This is a genomic window from Micromonospora inaquosa (genome assembly GCF_003857055.1).
GTDB lineage: Bacteria > Actinomycetota > Actinomycetes > Mycobacteriales > Micromonosporaceae > Micromonospora > Micromonospora inaquosa.
Map to the genome: position 1 here is coordinate 13,557 of NZ_QGSZ01000146.1, position 21,145 is coordinate 34,701.

Here is a 21,145-nt window from a genome sequence, read left to right on the forward strand (position 1 = left end):
TCAGGCGGACCAGCCGAAGTGGTTCAGCGGCCCGCGCCCCGCGCCCAGCTCCCAGCCCCGCGCGCCGGTCAGCGCACGGAGCACGTACTCCTTGGCGGCCCCAACGGCGACCGGCACCGCGTCGCCCCGACCGAGCCGCACCGCGATGGCCGCGGAGAACGAACACCCCGTGCCGTGGGTGTGCCGGGTGCTCACCCGGGGTCCGCGCAACACTGTGGTGACCCCCGAGCCGTGCAGCACGTCGACCGCCTCGCCCCCGTCGAGGTCACCGCCCGTGACCACCACGTACTCCGGGCCGCCGGCCGCCAGGGCCTCGGCGGCCACGACCATCGCGGCCACGTCGTCCACCGGGCGTCCGGTGATCGCCGCCGCCTCCGCGCAGTTCGGGGTCGCCACCCTGGCGTACGGCAACAGCCGCTCCACCGCGCCCACCACGCCGAGCCGGTGACCACTCGTGGCGACCAGCACCGGATCGACGACGAGTTGCGGCAACCGGCCGTCCCGGGCCGCCTCGGCCACCACGTCGGCGATCGCCGGGGTGCCGAGCATCCCCGTCTTCACCGCGGCGACTGTGAAATCGGTGAGCACGCTGTCCAACTGCTCGGTGACAGTGCGCGGGGGCAGCGGCAGTACCGCGTCGACACCCCGGGTGTTCTGCGCGGTGACCGCCGTGAGGACGCTGGTGCCGTACACGCCCAGCGCGGCGAAGACCTTCAGGTCTGCCTGGATGCCGGCGCCGCCGCCGGAGTCCGAGCCGGCGATGGTGAGGATCGTGCTCGGGGTCATTTTCCTGAGTCTCTGGTTGCGGTTTGGGGCTGCGGCGGGCCGTGGTTGGTTGCGGTTGGGGGCTGCGGCCGACCGTGCCCACTCCGGGCGGTCAGGCTTGATCCCTGCGTGGGCACGGTCGGCCGCAGCCCTGACGTGGGGACCTGGCTGACCCCGTGCCGGGTTTGGGTCAGCTTGGGGGTGACCGCCTTGGCATAGGCGCTGGTCAGGGTGGCGGCTGTTTCGGCGGGGTCTTTGGCTCGCATCAGTGCGCCCAGGACTGCTACTCCGACGGCTCCCGCCTCGACGCAGGCGGTTACCTGTTCTGGTGTCTCGATGCCGCCCAGTGCCAGCACTGGCACGTTGCTGACCTCGACCAGATTGCGCAGTCCCGCGACGTCCAGGGGTGGGCCGTAACCCGGTTTTGTCTTCGTGGGCCAGATCGGGGAGATGGTGGCGTAGTGCTCGGTGGTGAGGCGGGTCAGCTCGATTTCGTTGTGGCAGGAGCGGCCGACCAGTTGGTGGGGTGGTGGCGGGTACGGGCCGGCGGCGGGCAGGTGCACGGCGTCGCCGCCCAGCGGGTCCGGGCCGGCCACGACGAGGGTTCCGCCGACGTCGGCGAGGATCGCCCGCAGGTCGGTGGCGAGGGCGGCGCGTTCGGCACGGGGCAGGTCCTTCTCCCGCAGCACCACCCAGCGCACTCCCCCGGCCACCGCCGCGGCCACGACCCGGTCGAGCCCGCCCCGTGCGACGAGCCGATCGGTCAACACGACAACCCCGGACGGCGCTGTCACAGCTCGGGTCTTCCCTCGTCGGGAGTGGAGGCGAGGGCGTGGAAACGGCGCTCGATGCGGCCGGCCCCGGCAGCCAACCGGCCCGCCTCGACCGCGTACCGCATCGCGGTGGCCATCGCCACCGGGTCGGCGGCCCGGGTGACGGCACTCGCCAGCAGCACCCCGTCACAGCCCAGCTCCATCGCCAGCGCCGCGTCGGACGCGGTGCCGATGCCAGCGTCGAGGATCACCGGCACGTCCACACCCTGCCGGATGAGCCGGATGTGGTGCGGGTTGCCGACGCCGAGCCCCGAACCGATCGGCGAGCCGGCCGGCATCACCGCGGCGCAGCCCACGTCGGCGAGGCGGCGGGCGAGCACCGGGTCGTCGCTGGTGTACGGCAGCACTGTGAAGCCGTCGGCGACCAACTCCTCGGCGGCGCGCAGCAGCTCCACCCCGTCGGGCAGGAGCGTCCGCTCGTCGCCGATGACCTCCAGCTTGACCCAGTCGGTGTCGAACGCGTCCCGGGCCAGCCGGGCCACCTTCACGGCCTCGGTCGCGGTGTGGCAGCCGGCGGTGTTCGGCAGCAGGCGTACGCCGCACCGGTCCAGCAGCTCCAGCAGGCCGCCGGTGGAGCCCGGCGCGGTGCCCACCCGGCGCAGCGCCAGTGTGACCAGCTCGGTTCCGGACGCCCGGATCGCCTGCTCCAACACGTGCAGGTTCGCGGCGCCACCGGTGCCGAGGATCAACCGTGAGGTGAAGGTCTCCCCACCCAGCTCGAACGGCACGCCGCTCACCCGCCCTGCGCCGCGGTGAGCACCTCGACCCGGTCACCGTCGCGCAGCGCCCGGGCCGGCCACCCGGTCCGGGGCACCACCTCGCCGTTGACCGCGACCGCCACTCCCCGTGGGTGCGGCACGATGTCGCGGACCAGGTCCGCCACGGACGCGCCAGCGGGGACACTGCGCCCGGCCCCGTTCACCGTCAATTCCACAGGTGTCCCTCCATCGTCGGTTCAGGTCCGCCCACTGCGGCGCCGGCCGGGTCGAAACGGTCGGCCCGCAACGGCGTGAGCAGCGGGTCGGGTACGCCGCCGAGCACCAGGTCGGCGATCAGGTCGGCGGTGATCGGGGTGAGCACGATGCCGTGCCGGTGATGCCCGGTGGCGGCCAGGACGTCCGGTCGGTCGGGCAGCGGCCCGAGGATCGGCGCGTTGTCCGGGGTGCCCGGGCGCAGCCCGGCGACCGCCTCGACCAGGTCGTACTCGGCCAGTTCGGGCAGCAGGTCGACCCCGGCGCGCAGCAACCGCTGCACAGCGCCGGCGGTGACTGTGGTGTCCGACCGCTCCTCGACCGTCGCGCCGAGCACCACCTCGCCACCGGCGCGGGGCACCAGGTAGACGTGCTCGCCGTCGGCGTACCCCCGGATCACGTGCCGGAAGCCCGGCGCGACGCCGTCGGGCGCGCGGAGCCGGAGGATCTGGCCCTTCACCGGCCGCACGGGCAGGCCGGTGAGCGCGGCGGCCCCGCAGCCGGCGGCGACAACGGTGACGTGCGCGTCCACATCGGACAGCTGCCGGACCGGCTGTGGCACGAGCACCGCGCCGGCCCGCCGCGCGGCCGTGCGCAGCGCCGGCAGCAACAGCCGGGGGTCGACCTGGTGGTCGGTGGGCGCGAGCGCGCCGCCGCGCACCCGTGGGGCGAGCGCCGGTTCGCGGTCGCGCAGCTCGCTGGGGCGCAGCGGCGTCACGGGCAGGCCCAACCCCTGCTGGTACGCCCAGAGCCGGCGCGCCTCGGCCAGGTCGTCGCCGGTGAGCCCGACCATCAGGGTGCCCTCGGTCCGGTAGCCGATCTCGACCCCGGTCGCCTCGGTCAGTTCGGCGGCGAACGCCGGCCAGCGGGCGGCGGACGCCAGCAGCAGCGCGGTCAGCTGCCGTTCACCGAAGTACGCCTCGGCGACCGGGGAGAGCATTCCGGCGGCCACCGCCGACGCCCCCGAGCCGGGTGCGGGATCGTGCACCACCACCCGCAGCCCTCGCGCGGCGCAGCGCCAGGCGATGGCCAGCCCGATCGGCCCCGCCCCCACCACTGCCACGTCCGGCCGGACCCGGTCGCTCGACGGCGCTGACGGGGACCGACCGGTCAGCACGTCAGGGCCTCGATCAGCTCGGCGGTCGCCCGTGCCGGGTCGGCGGCGGCGGAGACGGCACCGACCACCGCCACCCCGTACGCGCCGGCGGCCCGCAGCGCGGGCACCCGGGCGGCGGTCACGCCACCGATCGCGATGACCGGGACGTCGACGGCGCCGACGACGGCGCGTACCCCGTCGGCCCCGATGGGATCCGGCAGGCCGGTCTTGGTGCTGGTGGTGTGGCACGGCCCGACGCCGAGGTAGCTGGCTCCCGCCGCGACGGCCTCGCGTGCCGGGCCGGGCGCGCGGGCGGTGGCGCCCAGCACGCCGGTGGGGCCGAGCACCCGGCGGGCGGCGGCGACCGGCAGGTCGTCGGCGCCGACGTGCCCACCGGCGGCGCCCACCGCAAGCGCCACGTGCAACCGGTCGTTGACCAGGCACGTCGCCCGGTACGACGCGCATAGCGCCAACACCCGCCGGGTCAGGTCGTACGCCTCGCGATCGGTGGCGGAATCCTCGACCCGGACCTGCACCACCAGGTTGGCCTGGGCCACGGTGAGGGCGGCGCGCACCACGGCGAGTGGGTCGCGACCGGGTCGGGTGTCGGTGATGAGATGCAATCGCCCCAGGGACGGCACGGCAACGCTCCTCCCTGCGCCGGCATTACCCGGATCAGGTTCGACGGTCGGGGGCTGTCAGCCCCCCTCTCAGCCCGGTACACCGGGCTCCCGTGGGTTACTTGCGTGTCACCGTACGACAGATCCGCCGGCCTGCCAAGGCACGGGGTCGGCGGTGGCCGGTCGGCCGGAACGAGCGAAATCGTTGGGGCACTTCATACGGTCCTGTTCGGAATGTCGCACGCCGTTGCAGAACCGTTACCCGTCCGCATCTTGCCCGACATCGAGCCAGCCGAATTAATTTGTTCAGCGATTCGACAAAATGTCGGTGGGGGCACCCTGGCACGGTGCGACCACCGGCTCCATCAGGGACGGCCTTCGGCGAGCCGACTCCCGCGATCTCTGTCACTACGACACAGGAGGCGGCGTGTCCCGTTCTCGTCGTGCCCGCGTACCAATCACCGCAACCCTGATCTCCCTGGCCATGGCCTCGACCACCCTGTTCGGCACGCCCGCGCAGGCGGCCGCCCAGGTCCCCCCACGGGATGCGAAGGCCGCAGCCCCAGTCAGCCAGGTGGCGCCGAAGGCGCCAAAGGCCGCAGCCGATCCCTTCTCCGTCCTCGTCTTCTCCAAGACCGCCGGCTTCCGGCATGACTCCATCCCCACCGGCATCGCCGCCATCCAGCAGCTCGGCGTCGACAACGGATTCACCGTGGACAACTCCGAGGACGGCGCCGCATTCAACGACGCCAACCTGGCGAAGTACAAGGCGGTGATCTGGCTCTCCACCACCGGTGACGTGCTCAACGCCGACCAGCAGGCGGCGTTCGAGCGTTACGTGAAGGCCGGCGGCGGTTACGTCGGCATCCACGCCGCATCGGACACCGAGTACAGCTGGGCCTGGTACGGCGACCTGGTCGGCGCGTACTTCGCCAACCACCCGCAGAACCAGACGGCCACGGTCAAGGTGGAGGACCACGCCCACCCGTCCACGGCCGAACTGCCGGACCGCTGGTCCCGGTTCGACGAGTGGTACAACTACCAGACCAACCCTCGGCCGGACGTGCACGTGCTGGCCAGCCTGGACGAGAAGAGCTACACCCCCGGCGCCGGCGCGATGGGTGCGGACCACCCGGTCGCCTGGTGTCAGGACTACGACGGCGGCCGCTCCTGGTACACGGGCCTGGGGCACACCCGGGAGTCGTACGCCGAGCCCGAGTTCCTCTCCCACCTGCTCGGCGGCATCCGCACCGCGGCGGGCGTCGAGAACGCCGACTGTGGTGCCTCGAAGACCTCGAACTTCGAGAAGATCTCCCTGGACAGCAACACCAGCAACCCGATGGAGCTGGACATCGCCCCCGACGGGCGGGTCTTCTACGTCGAGCGCGACGGTCGGGTGCAGATCATCAAGCCGGACACCGGCAACACCGTCACCGCTGTCGACCTGGACGTCTTCACCGGCAACGAGGACGGCCTCATCGGCATCCGGCTCGACCCGGACTTCGCCACCAACAAGTGGGTGTACCTGTACTACGCCCCGAACGACGGGGTCACCCGCAACCTGCTGTCCCGCTTCACGGTGACCGGCGACACCATCGACCCGGCCAGCGAGAAGCAGGTGCTGCGGGTCGACACCCAACGCAACACCTGCTGCCACGCCGGCGGCAGCATGACCTTCGACGGCGAGGGCAACCTTTACCTCGCCACCGGTGACAACACCAACCCGTTCGAGTCGAACTCGTACTCGCCGATCGACGAGCGGTCGGGTCGCCAGGACTACGACGCGCAGCGCACCTCGGCGAACACGAACGACCTGCGCGGCAAGGTGATCCGGATCCACCCGGAGGACGACGGGACGTACACCGTTCCGGCCGGCAACCTCTTCGCGCCGGGCACCGAGAAGACCCGTCCCGAGATCTACGCGATGGGCTTCCGCAACCCGTTCCGGATCGGCACCGACCCGAAGACCAACACGCTGTACGTCGGCGACTACGGGCCGGACGCCAACTCGGACAACCCGAACCGGGGCCCCCGCGGCCTGGTCGAGTGGAACATCGTGACGCCGGGCAACTACGGGTGGCCGTACTGCACGGGCACGAACGAGGCGTACAACGACTACACGTTCCCGTCCGGCCCGAGCGGCGCGAAGTTCGACTGCGCGGCGCCGGTGAACAACTCGCCCAACAACACGGGCCTGACCAACCTCCCGCCGGTCGTGCCCGCGACCGTCGACTACGGGTACGCCGGTGACGCGCGTTACCCGGAGATCGGCGGCGGTGGCGCCCCGATGGGCGGCCCGGTCTACCGCTACGACGCCGACCTGAACTCCACCCGCAAGTGGCCGGCGTACTACGACGGCAAGGCTCTGCTCGGCGAGTGGAACCAGAACAAGATGTACACCATGCAGGTGACTGCCGATGGCAAGTCGTTGGTGGACATCAACCAGCTGCTCACCGGCATGAGCATGATCCGGCCGATGGACTTCGAGTTCGGCCCGGACGGCGCGCTGTACCTGATCGAGTGGGGCAGCGGTTTCGGCGGCAACAACGACAACTCCGGCGTCTACCGGATCGACTACACCGCCGGTGACCGCGCGCCGATCGCGGCGGCGTCCGCCGACCCGACCTCGGGTGCGGCGCCGTTGACTGTCACCTTCTCCAGCGCCGGATCCCGGGACCCGGACGGTGGCACGCTCACCTACGCCTGGGCCTTCGGCGACGGGCAGACCTCCACCGAGGCGAACCCGACCCACACCTACACGACGGCGGGCAACTACACCGCCCAGCTCACCGTCACCAACCCGAAGGGCCGTACCGCGGTGGCCAACGTGCCGGTCACCGTGGGCAACACGTCCCCGACGGTGACCCTCGAATTCCCGCCGGACGGCGGGTTCTTCGAGTGGGGTGACCAGGTCCGCTACTCGATCAAGGTGACCGACCCGGAGGACGGGGATGTCGACTGTGACCGGGTGAACCTCCAGGTGCTGCTGGGTCACGACGAGCACGCCCACCCGCTGGAGCAGCACACCGGCTGCACCGGCACCGTGCAGACGTCACTCGCTTCCGGGCACGGCGCCGAGGCGAACGTCTTCGCGGTCTTCGAGGCCACCTACACCGATGACGGTGGCGCCGGCGGGGCGAGCCCGCTCACCGGTCGGGTGATCGAGGTCCTGCAGCCCAAGCGCAAGCAGGCCGAGTTCTTCACCGCCACCGGGCGCGCTCCGGTGAGCACTGGCGGCGGCGACGCCGGCGTGCAGCGGGAAGCCGCCACCGACAGCGCCGGCGGCGGGCAGAGCATCGCGTTCATCGAGGACGGCGACTGGTGGTCGCTCGCCCCGGCGAACCTGACCAACATCACCGAGATCCGGTTCCGGGCCGCCTCGGCCGCCGCTGGCGGTCGGATTGAGGTTCGCTCGGGTGCGGTTGACGGACCGGTGGTCGCCACGGCCGTCGTACCGTCGACCGGGGCGTGGCAGACGTACACGGACGTGAGCGCACCGGTCACCGGTGCCGCGAGCGGTTCGCTGTACTTCGTGGCCCGCGACCCGAACGGCGGAACGGGTTCGCTGTTCAACGTCAACTGGATGGACTTCGTCGGCCGCGGTGTCACCGAGAACGGGCCGCCGACGGTCAGCGCCACGGCCACCCCGGCCACCGGCACCGCACCGGTCACCGTCGCCTTCGACGGCACGGCCACGGATGCCGAGGGCGACACCCCGCTGACGTACGCCTGGGACTTCGGTGACGGAGGCACGGCGACCACCCTGGACGCCAGCCACACCTACACCAGCCCGGGCACCTTCACGGCCACCCTCACGGTGACCGACAGCAAGGGTGCCAAGTCGTACGCCACCGTGCCGGTGCGGGTCGACGCGCCGGACACGTCCTGCTTCGGGGCGCGTTCGGACGACTTCAACGGCAACACCCTCGACAAGGACCGCTGGACCAGCGTGATCCGGGAGAACCAGCTCTACTCGCTCAGTGGCGGCGCACTGCGGCTGCCGACCGGCGTGGGTGACCTCTACGGCGCACGCAACGACGCCACCAACCTGGTGCTCCAGGCGGCTCCGACCGGCGCATGGGAGATGACCACCAAGGTCACTCTGCCGGTGACGGCCAACTACCAGCAGGCTGGCCTGCTGGTGTACGGCGACGACGACAACTACGCCAAGCTGGACCTGCTGTACAACGGCAGCCGGCGGGTGGAGTTCATCCGGGAGACGGCGGCCACGCCGCGCAACGACTCCGCCGACGCCACCAACGCACCGGCGGGTGACACCGTGTACCTGCGGGTCACCAGCGACGGGACGAACCTGACCGCGTCCGTCTCGGGCGACGGTCAGACCTTCACCTCGGTCGGCCGTTCGGCCGAGCTCGCCGGCATCACCAACCCGCGGATCGGGGTCTTCGCGCTCAACGGTGGCACCGAGGCACCGGTTGTCGAGGCGGCCTTCGACTCGTTCCAGGTGACGCCGGACGCCCCGGCCGGGCCGGTCGACCCGTCGGACGAGTTCAATGGCGACGCGCTGGACAAGTGCCGGTGGGACGCCGTCCTGCGGGAGGACCCGGCCGGTTACCGGGTCACCGGTGGCGCGCTGCGGATCGACGTGCCCAACGGTGACATCTACGGCACCGACAACACCGGGCCGAAGAACTTCATCCTCCAGACCGCGCCGTCGGGCGACTGGACCCTGGAGACGAAGGTCGACGGCAGTCTGCTGAACGAGCAGTACCAGCAGGCCGGTCTGCTCGTGCAGGCCGACGACGACAACTACCTGAAGTTCGACTTCATCGCGGACAACCAGGCCGGCTCGGCGGTGACGCGGCGGATCGAGTTCCGCAGCGAGATCGCCGGTACGGTCCAGAACCCGCAGCCGGAGGCGGCCAACCTGACCGATGCCGTGTGGCACCTGCGGCTGGCCCGCACGGGCGACACGTTCACCGCGTCGTACTCGGCCGACGGGACGACCTGGACCGCGTTGGAGTCGTTGACCAACAGCGCGGTCGGGGCCACCCCGAAGGTCGGGCTGTTCACCCTCGGCGCCAACCAGACGGCGTCGAAGACCGCCTCGTTCGACTACTTCCGGCTCAGCACGGAGGTCGCCGACGAGACCGCGCCGGTGACCACCGCTGCGGTTTCGGGCACCCCGACCGACGGGTGGCACACCGGGCCGGTGACGATCACGCTCACCGGGGCCGACGAGGCCGGCGGTAGCGGGCTCGCCAGCACCGAGTACCAGCTCGACGGTGCCACCACCTGGACGGCCTACACCGCTGCGGTGGCGGTCAGCGGGGACGGCGAGCACGAGCTTCGGTTCCGCTCGACGGACGAGGCCGGCAACGTGGAGGCGACGAAGACCGTCTCGGTCAAGATCGACGCCACCGCGCCGGTGACCTCGGCGACGTTCGCTCCGGCGAACGACGCCGGTTGGCACGAGGGGACCATCCCGGTCGTGCTGGCCGCTACCGACGCCGGTTCCGGCGTGAAGACGGTGGAGTGGTCGCTGGACGGTGGCGAGTGGACGCCGTACTCGACGCCGGTCGAGGTGACCGGTGACGGGCAGCACGAGCTGCTGTTCCGCTCGACGGACAAGGCGGGCAACGTCGAGACGCTGAAGTCGGCGGTGCTGCGCATCGACGGCACCAAGCCGACGCTGCTGGTGTCCGGTCTCGCCGACGGGCAGCTGTACGGCGACAGTCAGGACGTCCGGGTGGCCTGGCAGGCCGTTGACCCGACCTCGGGCATCGCGTCCGTGGTCGGTCAGCTCGACGGCCAGGCGTACGCCAGCGGCACTCTGCAGGCCATGTACGACCTGTCCCTCGGCCTGCACGAGCTGACCGTGACCGCGACCGACAAGGCGGGCAACAAGACCACCTCGACGGTCCGGTTCTTCGTCACCACCTCGTTCCGGGACATGCAGAGTCTGCTGGACCGGTTCAAGGCGACGGGGCGGCTCTCGACCAAGGCGCACAAGCAGTTGTCGAACAAGCTCGACAATGTGCGCGCGTCCGAGGCGGCCGGCGACGACAAGGCGGCCGTACGGCAGCTGACCGCGTTCCGGACGCTCGCCTCTGACGCCACGCTGGTGCCCGAGGCGGAGGTCCGGGATGTCCTGATCCGGGACGCCGATGCCATGATCGTTCGGCTCGGCGGCGCGGCCAGCAAGGCCGGGGTCAAGGCGAACGACGGCGACTCGGTCAAGGGCACCGGGCGGCTTGGTGGCGACGCCACCCGGCTGGCACCCGGTCGCCAGCTCTGATCCGATGAGGCCCCTCCCCGACGCTACGGCGTCGGGGAGGGGCCTCCCTCATTCGGTAGGGAGGGGATGTCCGTGACGGGTATCCGCAAGGTGTTGGCCGCCGTCTTCATCGGACTGGCCCTGACCCTGTCCGCCGCTGCCCCGGCGGCGGCGCAGGCCGCTCAGGCCGCCCCGGCTGCGCAGGCCGACAAGCTCAAACTCACGGTGGCCGGCGACGGGGCTCAGGGCGTCACCATCCAGGCCAGCTACGCCGATGGTCGCCGGCTGGAGCAGGTGGTGCGGCTGGTCCTCACCGCCACCGGCCCCGATGGGCAGAAGGTCGGGCCGGTGCAGTTGGAACCGCAGCCCGAGGGGCACGGCTTCTACAGCAGCGGCCCGGTGCTCTCCACGGGCACCTGGAAGGTGACTGTGAACTCCCCCGCACCGTTGCAGGGCAAGGCCACCGCAACGGTGCAGGCCCGCGCGGCGCAGTCACCGCCGGTGCCCGAGCCGGTCGCGGTGAACAAGCCGGCGGACGGGGCAGGCGGGGCGGGAGCCGGCTGGTGGCCGTTCGCGGCGGCCGGTCTGGTCCTGGTGGCCGCGGCGATGGGGGTGGCCATGCTGTTCGGCCGCCGCCGCACCGACTGATCAACCAACGCGCATTCGACGACCGGGCCGGGCCGCGACGAGCGGCCCGGCCCGTTGTCGTCTGATCCGGGCCTGATCGACTCGACATTCATGAAACCGCGCCTTCCCGGCCCCAGGTCACCCCGACTTCCAGGAACACGAGTGGATCAAGGTGTCGCGCCCACCCCGCCACGCTCAGAGGATGGCGCGCAGTGCCGCCAGGTCCTCGTCGCTGGGCTCCCAGGTGCCGGCTGCGGCGTTGGCGCGCACCTGCTCGGGCGTGGTCGCACCGGCGATCACCGAGGTCACCGCCGGCTGGGCGGCCAGCCCACCGATCGCCACCTGGAGCATGGTCAGACCCCGCTCGGCCGCGTACGACTCGATCGCCTCGATCGTGTCCCAGTCGGCTGCGGCGAGCCGCTCCGCGTACCGGCCACCGCCGGAGAGCCGGCTGCCGGCCGGCGGCTGAGCCTCACGCTTGTACTTGCCGGTGAGCAGACCGTTGGCGAGCGGGAAGAACGGCAGCATGCCGAGGCCGAACCGCTCGCACGCCGGGATCACCTCGGCCTCCACCGAGCGCTCCAGCAGGCTGTAGTGGTTCTGCGCGCTGATGAAACGGGACCGACCGTTGGACGACGCGACCCAGTCCGCGTCGGCGATCTGCCAGCCGGCGAAGTTGGAGTTTCCCAGGTAGCGCACCTTGCCGTCGCGGACCAGGTCGTCCAGGGCGGCGAGGGTCTCGTCGATCGGGGTGCCCGGGTCGGGCTCGTGCATCTGGTACAGGTCGATGTGGTCGGTGCCGAGCCGGCGCAGCGACGCCTCCACCGCACGAGCGATGTAGCGACGCGCACCACGCGCGCCAAAGTCCGGCCCGTTGAGGCCGTTCATGTCCATGCCGAACTTGGTGGCCACCACCACGTCGTCCCGGCGGCCCTTGAGCGCCTGCCCGAGCAGTTCCTCGGAGCCGCCCTGCGGCTCGCCGTAGATGTCGGCGGTGTCGAAGAGGGTGATCCCGGCGTCCAGGGCGGCGTCCACCACCGCCTGGGTGCCATCGAGGTCGAGCTTGCGGCCGAAGTTGTTGCAGCCGATGCCGACAACGGACACCACGAGCCCGGAATCGCCCAGCCGGCGATAGGTCATCTCAGTCACGCGATCTACCCTATGCCGGTCTGGCGCGGGACACCCCGGCGGAGGCTCAGCCGACCACCTCGGTGACCAGCCCACGGGCGGCGTTGATGGTCGCGGCCGGCTCGGCCGGACTGCGGCCCACGGCACCGAGCAGTGCCTGCGCCCGCCGCGCGAAATGCGGGGGCGCCCCCGGCAGCCGCCCCGCGGCGGCGATCATTCCCTTCTCGTTGACCAGCCACCACCCCGTCGACGGCGCACAGGCGGTCGGGCAGGTCGCTGGGGATCACCCGACGTCCCAGACCGGTTCCGGGGTCTCCACCACCTCGCTGTCACCTCGGAAAAGCACGAACCTGTCGAAGGAGCGGGTGAACCAGCGGTCGTGGGTGACCGCGATCACCGTTCCCTCGAAGGCGTTCAGGCCCGCTTCGAGCGCTTCCGCGCTGGCCAGGTCGAGGTTGTCGGTGGGCTCGTCGAGCAGCAGCAGGGTCGCCCCGGACAGCTCCAGCAGCAGCACCAGGAACCGGGCCTGCTGTCCGCCGGAGAGCGTGCCGAAGCGCTGGTCGCCCTGCGCGGCCAGCTCGTAGCGGCTGAGCACACCCATCGCCGCGTGCCGGTCCATTCCGGTGCGGTGCTCGTCGCCCCGCCAGAGGATCTCGACGAGCGTCTTCGACATCAGCTCCGGCCGGTCGTGGGTCTGGGAGAAGTGACCGGGTCGCACCCGGGCGCCCAGGCGGGCCACGCCGTCATGCGCCACCGGAGCGAGCGCCCCCGCCCCGTCGACCGGCCCGTTCGCCGGGTCCGGGTCGGTGCCGCCGCGAGCCAGCAGCCGCAGGAAGTGCGACTTGCCGGTGCCGTTGGCACCGAGCACCGCCACCCGGTCGCCGTACCAGATCTCCAGGTCGAAGGGGAAGGTCAGGCCATCCAGCTCCAGCTGCTGGCAGACGACCGCGCGCTTGCCGGTCCGCCCGCCGCTGAGCCGCATCCGGATGTCCTGGTCCTTCGGGGGTACGGGCGGCGGCCCGGCCTCCTCGAACTTGCGCAACCGGGTCTGCGCGGCCTGGTAACGAGAGGCCAACCCGTCGTTGTACGCGGCCTTCTGCTTGTACATCAGCATCAGCTCGCGCAGCTTCTGGTGCTCCTCGTCCCACCGCCGGCGCAGCTCGTCGAGGCGGGCGTGTCGAGCCACCCGAGCCTCGTGCCAGCTGGCGAAGCCGCCCGGGTGCACCCAGGCGCTGCCACCCTCGACGGCGACCACCCGGTCGGCACTCTGGGCCAGCAGTTCGCGGTCGTGCGAGACGTAGAGCACCGACTTGGTCGACTCGCGCAGTCGCGCCTCCAGCCAACGCTTGCCGGGCACGTCGAGGAAGTTGTCCGGTTCGTCGAGCAGCAGCACCTCGTCCGGGCCGCGCAGCAGCAACTCCAGGGCGAAGCGCTTCTGCTGGCCGCCGGACAGGGTACGCACCGGCCGGTCCCGTACGGCGTCCCAGGGCTGGCCGAGCACGATTGTCGCGACGGTGTCGAAGAGGACCTCGGCGTCGTACCCGCCGGCCTCGCCCCAGGCGCCGAGCGCATCGGCGTACGCCAGTTGGGCCTTGCCGGCGGCGTTGCTGAACTTGCCGTGGGCCTCGGCCGCCCGCATGGCCGCCTCGGTTTCGCCGAGCCGCCGGCCGGCGTCGCGCAGCGTCGGCGGGGCCAGCGACAACGCCAGGTCGGCGAGGGTCGACTCGTCGCCGATCATGCCGATGAACTGACGCATCACGCCCAGCCCTCCGGCCCGCGCGACGACGCCGCTGCGCACCGGCAGGTCGCCGGCGACCATTCTCAGCAGCGTCGTCTTTCCCGCGCCGTTCGGCCCGACCAGGGCGACCTTGCTGCCCTCACCGACCCGGAACGACACGTCGGCGAAGAGTTCCCGACCGTCGGGCAGGATGTGCCCGACCGCTGCCACGTCCACGTATCCCACGCCGGGATCCTGCCCCAGTGAGGGTCGGGGGGTACATCCAATTACCGGGTGACGCGCAGCACCCGGAAGCCCTTCTGGCTGGCGTACCGCTCGACCTGCCAACTCTGCTCGGTGAGCCAGCGTTGCAGCGAGTCGCCGCCGAGGTGCCGGGCGACCACCAACCAGCCGACGCCGTCCGGGGCCAGTCGGGGCAGCCAGCGCAGCAGCAGGTCGTGCAGCCCGTCCTTGCCGATCCGGATGGGCGGGTTCGACCAGAGCTGGGCGAAGCTGAGGTCTGCTGGGACGTCGTCCGGTGCGCTGACCCGCACCCGGTCGGTGGCGCCGATCCGAGCCGCGTTGGCGGCGGTCAGCTCGCGGGCCCGGGCATTGACGTCGACGGCCCAGATGGTGCTGGTGGGCGCGAGGTCGGCCAGGACGCAACTGATCGGTCCGAAGCCGCAGCCGAGGTCGAGCAGGTCGCCGCTGGTGTCGGCGGCGGGCAGCTCGGCTTTGCGGAGGAGCACGGCGGTGCCGGGGTCGAGTCGGCTGGCGGAGAAGACCCCGCCGGCCGAGGCAAGCCGGTAGTCGCGGTCGGCGACGGAGAACTCGACCTCGCGCGCCGGGGCGTCGCTGGTGGGCTGAGCGGTGAAGTAGTGGTCGCCGGTCACCTGGCAATTCTCGCACCGGCCCGGGGACGACCGTCGGGGCGATCGGCTTCTCCACGGACCCGGCCCGGCCCACGCGCGCATTTACCCGAAATTACCCCCTAAAGGGACATTGACTCCTACTCTGGGCGACATGGTGTATCGGTACGAGTCCGATGAGGACGCTTTCGAGGACTACCCGGAGCCCGGGTCCGATCTGTCGGTGCTCGGCGCCGGCCCGCCCCCGCCGGCCGGGCCGTCTCCATCGCGCTTCCCCGCGCCGTCGCTGCCCCGGCCGAACCAGCTCTCGCTGCCATCGTCGTCGCCCGCGCCGACCCGTAACGATCTGTCGCAGCCCGCGCCGACCCGTGCCGAGGTGTCGCAGCCACTGCCGACCCGCGCCGACATCCCGCCCGCCCCGTCCCACAGCCAGATCTACACGTCGGCCACGCCGGTGGAGCCGACCACCCGGCGCGGCGGTGGCCGACTGTGGCAGGTGCTGATCGGCGGCGCAGCCGTCCTGGTGCTGCTCGCACTCTGCGGCCTCGGTGCCGCCGCGCTGCTCATCGACCGCAACCAGCAGCAGCCGCAGGCCAACCCGACGTACCAGCCGAACGCCGCCGCGCCGTCGGCCCCGCCGGAACGGGCGGCCCTCGACTCCCGGGACACCGACCAGGCCCCGCTCACCGCCAAGGAACTCTTCCCCGACAAGGAACTGAAGCTCACCGACGGCCAGCCGAGCTACCAGGTACTCAAGACCCAGTCCAGCGGCAGTTGCGCCGTCGCCGCCACCGACGAGGTCGCCGACCTGCTGGTCCGGCTCGGCTGCAACCAGATCGTCCGGGCCACGCTGAGCACTCCCGACGACGGGCACCTGGTCACCGCCGGCCTGTTCAACCTCACCGACAAGGTCACCGCGGAACGGGTCCGCGACCGGCTCCGGCAACTGCTCGACGAGCGGCAGGGCCGTTTCCGTGGCCTCACCGCCGACGACGGCGACGACACCGGCGTCCTGACCAGCGCTCCCTCCCGCGTCGGCTGGCAGGTCCGTGGCCACTACCTGGCGTACGCCCTGGTGGTCCGCAAGGACGGCGCGGTGATCAAGGCGGGTGACACCAAGGTTCGCGAGATCCTGTTCGACATGATCGAGCTGCACCTCAGCCGGGGCGTGTTGCAGAGCCGGGCCGACGGTGGCACCGCCGCACAACCGACGGGGGTCCCGAGCGGCAGCAACGCGAACCAGGGCGACGACGGCGGCCTGCCGGGCGACTGACCCGTCGGGCGGTCAACCCTCGATCGGAACCCGTAACCGGCGGGTGAGGGTGGCGCGGTGGGCGTACTCGGCCGGATCGGCCGGGTAGCCGACGGCGACCAGGGTCAGCCCACGCGCGGGGGCGACGGTGACCTCACTCGACCGCTCCCGTTGGGTGAGCAGACGGCCCGGCCACTCGACCGGGCGGCGGCCGTCCCCGGCCACCAGCATGGCCCCCACCAGGCTGCGCACCATCGCCTGACAGAACGCGTCGGCCTGCACCGTCGCGACCAGGATGCCGTCCGGGTCGCGACGCCAGTCCAGCCGGGTCACCTCGCGCAGCGTGGTCGCGTGCTCCTTGCGCCGGCAGTACGCGGCGAAGTCGTGCTCCCCCACCAGCCCCGCGGCGGCGGCGTTCAACGCCGCCAGGTCCAACGGCTTCGGCCAGGCCAGCACCTCGTGCCGGCGCAGCGGTTCCGCACCGAAGGGCGCATCGGTGACCCGGTACTCGTAGCGCCGGAACGTGGCCGAGAACCGGGCGTCGAAGTCGGCCGGCACCTCGGTCATCGCCCGTACCCGCATGTCGGTGGGGAGCAGCCGGGCCAGACGGCGCAGCAGTCGTCCCTCGTGCTGTCGCCACACGTCCACCGGCAGGTCCAGGTGGCACACCTGCCCGGTGGCGTGCACCCCCGCGTCGGTCCGCCCGGCCACCGTCAGCCCGGTGGCCGTACCGACGCCGAGGACCAGGTCCAGGGTCTCGACGAGCACCCCCGCGACGGTGCGCCGGGTCGGCTGGGCCGCCCAACCGGAGAAATCGGTGCCGTCGTACGAGACGTCCAGCCGCAGCCGGATCCGCTCGTCCACCTCGTACCTCCTGTTACGGGTCGGGCCCGGCACCCCGATGGGGTGCCGGGCCCGACAATGCCCTGGATCAGGCCTTGTTCTCGGTGGCCTCGTCGCTGTCCTCACGGGCGGCGGCGGTGTCACCGGACACCGACACCGGCGCCTCGGAGTCCTGGTCGGCCGGAGCCGACTGCGGGGCCTCGTCGGCCGGGGCGAGCGCCTCGACCTTGTCCTGCTGCGCGGCCTTGCGGGCGGCGGTCTTCTTGTTCGCCTTCGGCTCGGCGACCTGAAGCTCCTCCACCAGCTCGATGATGGCCATCGGCGCGTTGTCACCCTTGCGCGGACCGGTCTTCACGATCCGGGTGTAACCGCCGGGGCGGTTGGAGTACCGGGGCGCGATCTGGTCGAACAGGGCGTAGACAACGTCCTTGTCCTTGACGACACCCAGCACCCGCCGCCGCGAGGCGAGGTCACCGCGCTTGGCCTTGGTGATGAGCTGCTCGGCCAGCGGGCGCAGCCGCCGGGCCTTCGTCTCGGTAGTCTGGATCTTGCCGTGCTGGAACAGCGCGGTCGCCAGGTTGGCGAGCATCAGCCGCTCGTGCGAGGGGCTGCCGCCGAGGCGGGGGCCCTTGGTGGGCGTGGGCATTTTTGGTGCTCCTCAGTTGTGGCGGCAGCGCGGACTAGAGCTGCTCGGTCTCGCGGTAGTCGTCGGTGTCGTAGTCGGCCTCGCCGAAGGTGTCCACGACGTGCGCCGGGTCGAAGTTCGGAGCCGAATCCTTCAGCCCGAGACCCATCCCGGCGAGCTTCATCTTGACCTCGTCGATCGACTTCTGACCGAAGTTGCGAATGTCGAGGAGGTCGGCCTCGGTACGCCCGATGAGCTCACCAACGGAGTTGATGCCCTCGCGCTTGAGGCAGTTGTAGGAGCGGACGGTGAGGTCCAGCTCCTCGATCGGCAGAGCGAGGTCCGCCGCCAGCTGGGCGTCCTGCGGGGACGGCCCGATGTCGATGCCCTCGGCGGTCTCGTCGAGCTCCCGGGCGAGCCCGAACAGCTCCACCAGCGTCGAACCGGCGGAGGCCAGCGCGGTACGCGGGCCCATCGACGGCTTGGTCTCGACGTCGATGATCAGCCGGTCGAAGTCGGTGCGCTGCTCGACACGAGTCGCCTCGACGCGGTAGGTCACCTTCAGCACCGGCGAGTAGATCGAGTCGACCGGGATGCGGCCGATCTCGGCGCCAGACTGCTTGTTCTGCGCCGCCGTCACGTAGCCCCGGCCCCGCTCGACGGTCAGCTCCATGTCGAGCCGGCCCTTGCCGTTCAGGGTGGCGAGCTTGAGATCCGGGTTGTGCACCGAGACGCCGGCCGGCGGCTGGATGTCGCCCGCGGTCACGTCGCCCGGGCCCTGCTTACGCAGGTACATGCTGACCGGCTCGTCGTGCTCGGAGCTGACGCACAGCTCCTTGATGTTCATGACGAGCTCGACCACGTCCTCCTTGACACCGGGGATCGTGGTGAACTCGTGCAGCACACCGTCGATCTTGATCGAGGTGACGGCCGCACCCGGGATCGACGACAGCAGCGTACGCCGCAGCGAGTTACCCAGGGTGTAGCCGAAGCCCGGCTCCAGCGGCTCGATGGCGAACCGGGAACGGGTCTCGTTGATCGACTCCTCGGAGAGGGAGGGTCGCTGGCTGATGAGCATCTTTTCTCTTCTCTTCCGGGGCGCCCGCTATTTGACGCCCACGACACAAACTGTTCCGGTGGCCCGCCCTTGAAGGACGGGCCACCGCAACGAGCCCGACTACTTGGAGTAGAGCTCGACGATCAACTGCTCCTGGACCTGCGTGTCGATGACCTGCCGGGCCGGGAGGGAGTGCACGAGCACCTTCATCTGGCTCGGGATGGCCTCAAGCCACGCCGGAACCGTCTTCGAGCCGGCCTGAGCCTGCGCGACGATGAACGGGGTGAGCTCCTTGCTCTTGCCCCGAACCTCGATGATGTCGTGCTCCTTGACGCGGTACGACGGGATGTCGACCTTCTTGCCGTTCACCGTGAAGTGACCGTGCTTGACCAGCTGGCGGGCCATGTCCCGCGAGTGGGCGTAGCCGGCCCGGTAAACGACGTTGTCCAGCCGCGACTCGAGGATCTGCAGGAGGACCTCACCGGTCTTGGCCTGCTTGCCAACGGCTTCCTCGTAGTAACCGCGGAACTGCTTCTCCAGCACGCCGTAAACCCGGCGGGCCTTCTGCTTCTCGCGGAGCTGGAGCAGGTACTCCGTCTCCTTGGTGCGACCGCGGCCGTGCTGCCCGGGCGGGAACGGCCGGGACTCGAACGGGCACTTCGGACCATCGCACTTGCTGCCCTTGAGGAACAGCTTCATCTTCTCCCGCCGGCAACGGCGGCAGTCTGCACCGGTGTAACGAGCCATCTCTCTCTACCTCTCAGACCCGGCGACGCTTCGGCGGACGGCACCCGTTGTGCGGCTGCGGGGTGACGTCGGCGATCTGCCCGACCTCGAGGCCCACGGCCTGCAGCGAACGGATGGCGGTCTCCCGGCCGGAGCCGGGGCCCTTGACGAACACGTCGACCTTGCGCATGCCGTGCTCCATGGCGCGACGCGCGGCAGCCTCGGCGGCCAGCTGCGCGGCGAACGGAGTCGACTTGCGGGAGCCCTTGAAGCCGACCTGGCCAGCGGAGGCCCAGGAGATGACCGCACCGGTCGGGTCCGTGATGGACACGATGGTGTTGTTGAACGTGCTCTTGATGTGCGCCTGCCCGTGGGCGACGTTCTTGCGTTCCTTGCGCCGGACCTTCTTTACAGCGGCTCCGGCACGAGCCTTCGGTGGCATAAGTCTGTGCGCTCCTAGTTGACTTTCCGGACTGGGTTGCGGCCTGGCCCGCCTCGGCGGCGACCGGCCCCGTCATCCGGTTAAGAACTACTTCTTGCCGGGCTTCTTCTTGCCGGCGACGGTCCGCTTCGGGCCCTTGCGGGTCCGGGCGTTGGTCTTGGTCCGCTGGCCACGCACGGGCAGGCCCCGGCGGTGCCGGATGCCGGCGTAGCAGCCGATCTCAACCTTGCGGCGGATGTCAGCGGCGACCTCGCGGCGCAGGTCGCCTTCAACCTTGTAGTTGCCCTCGATGTGGTCGCGGAGCTGCACGAGCTCCTCGTCCGTGAGGTCCCGAGCGCGCTTGTCCGGCGAGATGCCGGTAGCGGCGAGTGTCTCCAGGGCGCGGGTGCGACCGACCCCGAAGATGTAGGTGAGCGCGATCTCCAACCGCTTTTCGCGGGGGAGGTCCACGCCGACTAGACGTGCCATGTGCGGGCGTACTCCTCGTGATGTGTGGCGGAGGTGTGGACCCGTCCCATCCCGCTACCGGCCGTCCCGTCCTTCCGACGCGGTGAGCGCCGGCGACCGGGATCGGTCGCTGCCCGAGCGGGCCCCGGCCTCCGACCGGGGGTCAGCCACGCAGAGGTACGTCTGGCGTACCGCTCGCGGCTGGGACGAGCATGTGTGATGTGTGTGTCGCTGGGGATCTGCCTGGACCAACGCCACCCGGCCGAACTCCGGCCGGACGGGCTGAGTCAGCCCTGGCGCTGCTTGTGGCGCGGGTCGCTGCAGATGACCATGACCCGGCCGTGCCGGCGGATAACCCGGCACTTGTTGCAGATCCTCTTGACGCTCGGCTTGACCTTCACGGTTGCCTTACTTCCCATCTGGCCCGGGGACGCGCGTTGCGCGACACCGGACGTCGAAGACGGACACGGGACTTCCCGGCCGTCGTCAGGACTACTTGTAGCGGTAGACGATGCGCCCGCGGGTCAGGTCGTACGGCGAAAGTTCGACGACGACCCGGTCCTCCGGAAGGATGCGGATGTAGTGCTGCCGCATCTTGCCGCTGATGTGAGCCAACACCTTGTGGCCGTTCGCGAGCTCCACCCGGAACATGGCGTTCGGCAGGGGCTCGATGACCCGACCCTCGATCTCAATGGCTCCGTCTTTTTTCGGCATGTCCTCCGCTGTCCTGACGTCGATTGCTCCGGGCGGCCCACAACGCCTTACACGGAAATCTGATCAGAATCAGAAGTCCGCGCCAGCCGCGGCTCCAGCTCCCACCGAAGCGCAGGGTGGGCATGCCGGAGTGGACGCTGTGCGCCGATCTGAAAGTGTACGCCCGCCTCCAGCC

At 70.9% G+C, this 21,145-nt stretch carries 21 protein-coding genes and 1 riboswitch; of the genes, 3 read left to right on the forward strand and 18 right to left on the reverse strand.

The genetic code is table 11. The features are described from left to right. From thiD to thiE, 6 genes are all read right to left on the reverse strand, one after another. On the reverse strand, window positions 1–786 hold the full coding sequence (thiD, locus tag DLJ59_RS06035; protein ID WP_124771517.1) for a bifunctional hydroxymethylpyrimidine kinase/phosphomethylpyrimidine kinase: 786 nt from the start codon (window positions 784–786) through the stop codon (window positions 1–3). Then, the gene (locus DLJ59_RS06040) at window positions 783–1,559 is read right to left on the reverse strand and encodes a thiamine phosphate synthase (protein ID WP_124771518.1); all 777 of its coding nucleotides are present in this window, start codon (window positions 1,557–1,559) and stop codon (window positions 783–785) included. The genes thiD and DLJ59_RS06040 overlap by 4 nt, the downstream gene beginning before the upstream one ends. Further along, the gene (locus DLJ59_RS06045) at window positions 1,556–2,335 is read right to left on the reverse strand and encodes a thiazole synthase (protein WP_124771519.1); all 780 of its coding nucleotides are present in this window, start codon (window positions 2,333–2,335) and stop codon (window positions 1,556–1,558) included. The genes DLJ59_RS06040 and DLJ59_RS06045 overlap by 4 nt, the downstream gene beginning before the upstream one ends. Beyond that, entirely contained in the window at window positions 2,332–2,532 is a 201-nt protein-coding gene (gene thiS / locus DLJ59_RS06050) for a sulfur carrier protein ThiS (protein WP_124771520.1), read from the reverse strand. The genes DLJ59_RS06045 and thiS overlap by 4 nt, the downstream gene beginning before the upstream one ends. Beyond that, window positions 2,523–3,686 (reverse strand): glycine oxidase ThiO, encoded by a 1,164-nt coding sequence (gene thiO / locus DLJ59_RS06055; RefSeq protein ID WP_208648568.1) that lies wholly within the window; start codon window positions 3,684–3,686, stop codon window positions 2,523–2,525. The genes thiS and thiO overlap by 10 nt, the downstream gene beginning before the upstream one ends. Next, entirely contained in the window at window positions 3,680–4,306 is a 627-nt protein-coding gene (gene thiE / locus DLJ59_RS06060) for a thiamine phosphate synthase (RefSeq protein WP_124771521.1), read from the reverse strand. The genes thiO and thiE overlap by 7 nt, the downstream gene beginning before the upstream one ends. Beyond that, window positions 4,301–4,410, reverse strand: a riboswitch (TPP riboswitch). (Overlaps the previous gene by 6 nt.) Window positions 4,411–4,712: 302 nt before the next feature. Between thiE and DLJ59_RS06065 the strand changes: the two genes are divergently transcribed. Both DLJ59_RS06065 and DLJ59_RS06070 read left to right on the forward strand, forming a co-directional pair. Further along, complete coding sequence (locus DLJ59_RS06065; protein ID WP_124771522.1) at window positions 4,713–10,544, forward strand: ThuA domain-containing protein; 5,832 nt, start codon at window positions 4,713–4,715, stop codon at window positions 10,542–10,544. Window positions 10,545–10,616: 72 nt separating this feature from the next. Next, window positions 10,617–11,171 (forward strand): hypothetical protein, encoded by a 555-nt coding sequence (locus tag DLJ59_RS06070; protein ID WP_124771523.1) that lies wholly within the window; start codon window positions 10,617–10,619, stop codon window positions 11,169–11,171. 174 nt (window positions 11,172–11,345) lie between these two features. Here DLJ59_RS06070 and DLJ59_RS06075 read toward each other — a convergent pair whose 3' ends face one another. From DLJ59_RS06075 to DLJ59_RS06090, 4 genes are all read right to left on the reverse strand, one after another. Then, window positions 11,346–12,290, reverse strand: coding sequence for an aldo/keto reductase (locus DLJ59_RS06075; protein WP_124771530.1), 945 nt, complete (start codon window positions 12,288–12,290; stop codon window positions 11,346–11,348). A gap of 55 nt (window positions 12,291–12,345) precedes the next feature. Beyond that, window positions 12,346–12,495, reverse strand: coding sequence for a hypothetical protein (locus DLJ59_RS06080; protein WP_244235846.1), 150 nt, complete (start codon window positions 12,493–12,495; stop codon window positions 12,346–12,348). A 66-nt stretch (window positions 12,496–12,561) separates the two neighbouring features. Next, a complete protein-coding gene (locus tag DLJ59_RS06085) occupies window positions 12,562–14,241 on the reverse strand; it encodes an ABC-F family ATP-binding cassette domain-containing protein (protein ID WP_124771524.1) in 1,680 nt (559 codons plus the stop codon). Window positions 14,242–14,282: 41 nt separating this feature from the next. Continuing rightward, the gene (locus tag DLJ59_RS06090) at window positions 14,283–14,888 is read right to left on the reverse strand and encodes a class I SAM-dependent methyltransferase (RefSeq protein ID WP_124771525.1); all 606 of its coding nucleotides are present in this window, start codon (window positions 14,886–14,888) and stop codon (window positions 14,283–14,285) included. A gap of 130 nt (window positions 14,889–15,018) precedes the next feature. On the opposite strand from DLJ59_RS06090, the gene DLJ59_RS06095 reads away from it, so the two are divergent. Then, window positions 15,019–16,137 (forward strand): hypothetical protein, encoded by a 1,119-nt coding sequence (locus tag DLJ59_RS06095; RefSeq protein ID WP_167493821.1) that lies wholly within the window; start codon window positions 15,019–15,021, stop codon window positions 16,135–16,137. 12 nt (window positions 16,138–16,149) lie between these two features. On the opposite strand, the gene truA is transcribed toward DLJ59_RS06095, so the two are convergent. From truA to infA, 8 genes are all read right to left on the reverse strand, one after another. Then, a complete protein-coding gene (truA, locus tag DLJ59_RS06100) occupies window positions 16,150–16,980 on the reverse strand; it encodes a tRNA pseudouridine(38-40) synthase TruA (RefSeq protein WP_124771527.1) in 831 nt (276 codons plus the stop codon). Between the two features lie 67 nt (window positions 16,981–17,047). After that, window positions 17,048–17,605, reverse strand: coding sequence for a 50S ribosomal protein L17 (rplQ, locus tag DLJ59_RS06105; protein WP_124771528.1), 558 nt, complete (start codon window positions 17,603–17,605; stop codon window positions 17,048–17,050). 34 nt (window positions 17,606–17,639) lie between these two features. After that, window positions 17,640–18,662, reverse strand: a complete 1,023-nt coding sequence (locus DLJ59_RS06110; protein ID WP_007465227.1) for a DNA-directed RNA polymerase subunit alpha — start codon at window positions 18,660–18,662, stop codon at window positions 17,640–17,642. A 99-nt stretch (window positions 18,663–18,761) separates the two neighbouring features. Next, window positions 18,762–19,388, reverse strand: a complete 627-nt coding sequence (gene rpsD, locus DLJ59_RS06115) for a 30S ribosomal protein S4 (RefSeq protein WP_030489600.1) — start codon at window positions 19,386–19,388, stop codon at window positions 18,762–18,764. Between the two features lie 13 nt (window positions 19,389–19,401). Continuing rightward, on the reverse strand, window positions 19,402–19,809 hold the full coding sequence (rpsK, locus tag DLJ59_RS06120) for a 30S ribosomal protein S11 (RefSeq protein ID WP_030329919.1): 408 nt from the start codon (window positions 19,807–19,809) through the stop codon (window positions 19,402–19,404). Window positions 19,810–19,896: 87 nt separating this feature from the next. Beyond that, window positions 19,897–20,277 (reverse strand): 30S ribosomal protein S13, encoded by a 381-nt coding sequence (rpsM, locus tag DLJ59_RS06125; protein WP_030329917.1) that lies wholly within the window; start codon window positions 20,275–20,277, stop codon window positions 19,897–19,899. A gap of 266 nt (window positions 20,278–20,543) precedes the next feature. After that, window positions 20,544–20,657, reverse strand: a complete 114-nt coding sequence (gene rpmJ / locus DLJ59_RS06130) for a 50S ribosomal protein L36 (RefSeq protein WP_043965539.1) — start codon at window positions 20,655–20,657, stop codon at window positions 20,544–20,546. A gap of 91 nt (window positions 20,658–20,748) precedes the next feature. Then, a complete protein-coding gene (infA, locus tag DLJ59_RS06135) occupies window positions 20,749–20,970 on the reverse strand; it encodes a translation initiation factor IF-1 (protein WP_007073013.1) in 222 nt (73 codons plus the stop codon). Window positions 20,971–21,145 lie beyond the last annotated feature (175 nt).

What these genes read in the sequence shown, in the direction of transcription:
- thiD (WP_124771517.1), bottom strand. Translation starts at nt 786, where the DNA reads ATGACCCCGAGCACGATCCTCACCATCGCCGGCTCGGACTCCGGCGGC.
- DLJ59_RS06075 (WP_124771530.1), bottom strand. Translation starts at nt 12,290, where the DNA reads ATGACCTATCGCCGGCTGGGCGATTCCGGGCTCGTGGTGTCCGTTGTC.
- DLJ59_RS06080 (WP_244235846.1), bottom strand. Translation starts at nt 12,495, where the DNA reads ATGATCGCCGCCGCGGGGCGGCTGCCGGGGGCGCCCCCGCATTTCGCG.
- DLJ59_RS06095 (WP_167493821.1), top strand. Translation starts at nt 15,019, where the DNA reads ATGGTGTATCGGTACGAGTCCGATGAGGACGCTTTCGAGGACTACCCG.
- rplQ (WP_124771528.1), bottom strand. Translation starts at nt 17,605, where the DNA reads ATGCCCACGCCCACCAAGGGCCCCCGCCTCGGCGGCAGCCCCTCGCAC.
- DLJ59_RS06110 (WP_007465227.1), bottom strand. Translation starts at nt 18,662, where the DNA reads ATGCTCATCAGCCAGCGACCCTCCCTCTCCGAGGAGTCGATCAACGAG.
- rpsD (WP_030489600.1), bottom strand. Translation starts at nt 19,388, where the DNA reads ATGGCTCGTTACACCGGTGCAGACTGCCGCCGTTGCCGGCGGGAGAAG.
- rpsK (WP_030329919.1), bottom strand. Translation starts at nt 19,809, where the DNA reads ATGCCACCGAAGGCTCGTGCCGGAGCCGCTGTAAAGAAGGTCCGGCGC.
- rpsM (WP_030329917.1), bottom strand. Translation starts at nt 20,277, where the DNA reads ATGGCACGTCTAGTCGGCGTGGACCTCCCCCGCGAAAAGCGGTTGGAG.
- infA (WP_007073013.1), bottom strand. Translation starts at nt 20,970, where the DNA reads ATGCCGAAAAAAGACGGAGCCATTGAGATCGAGGGTCGGGTCATCGAG.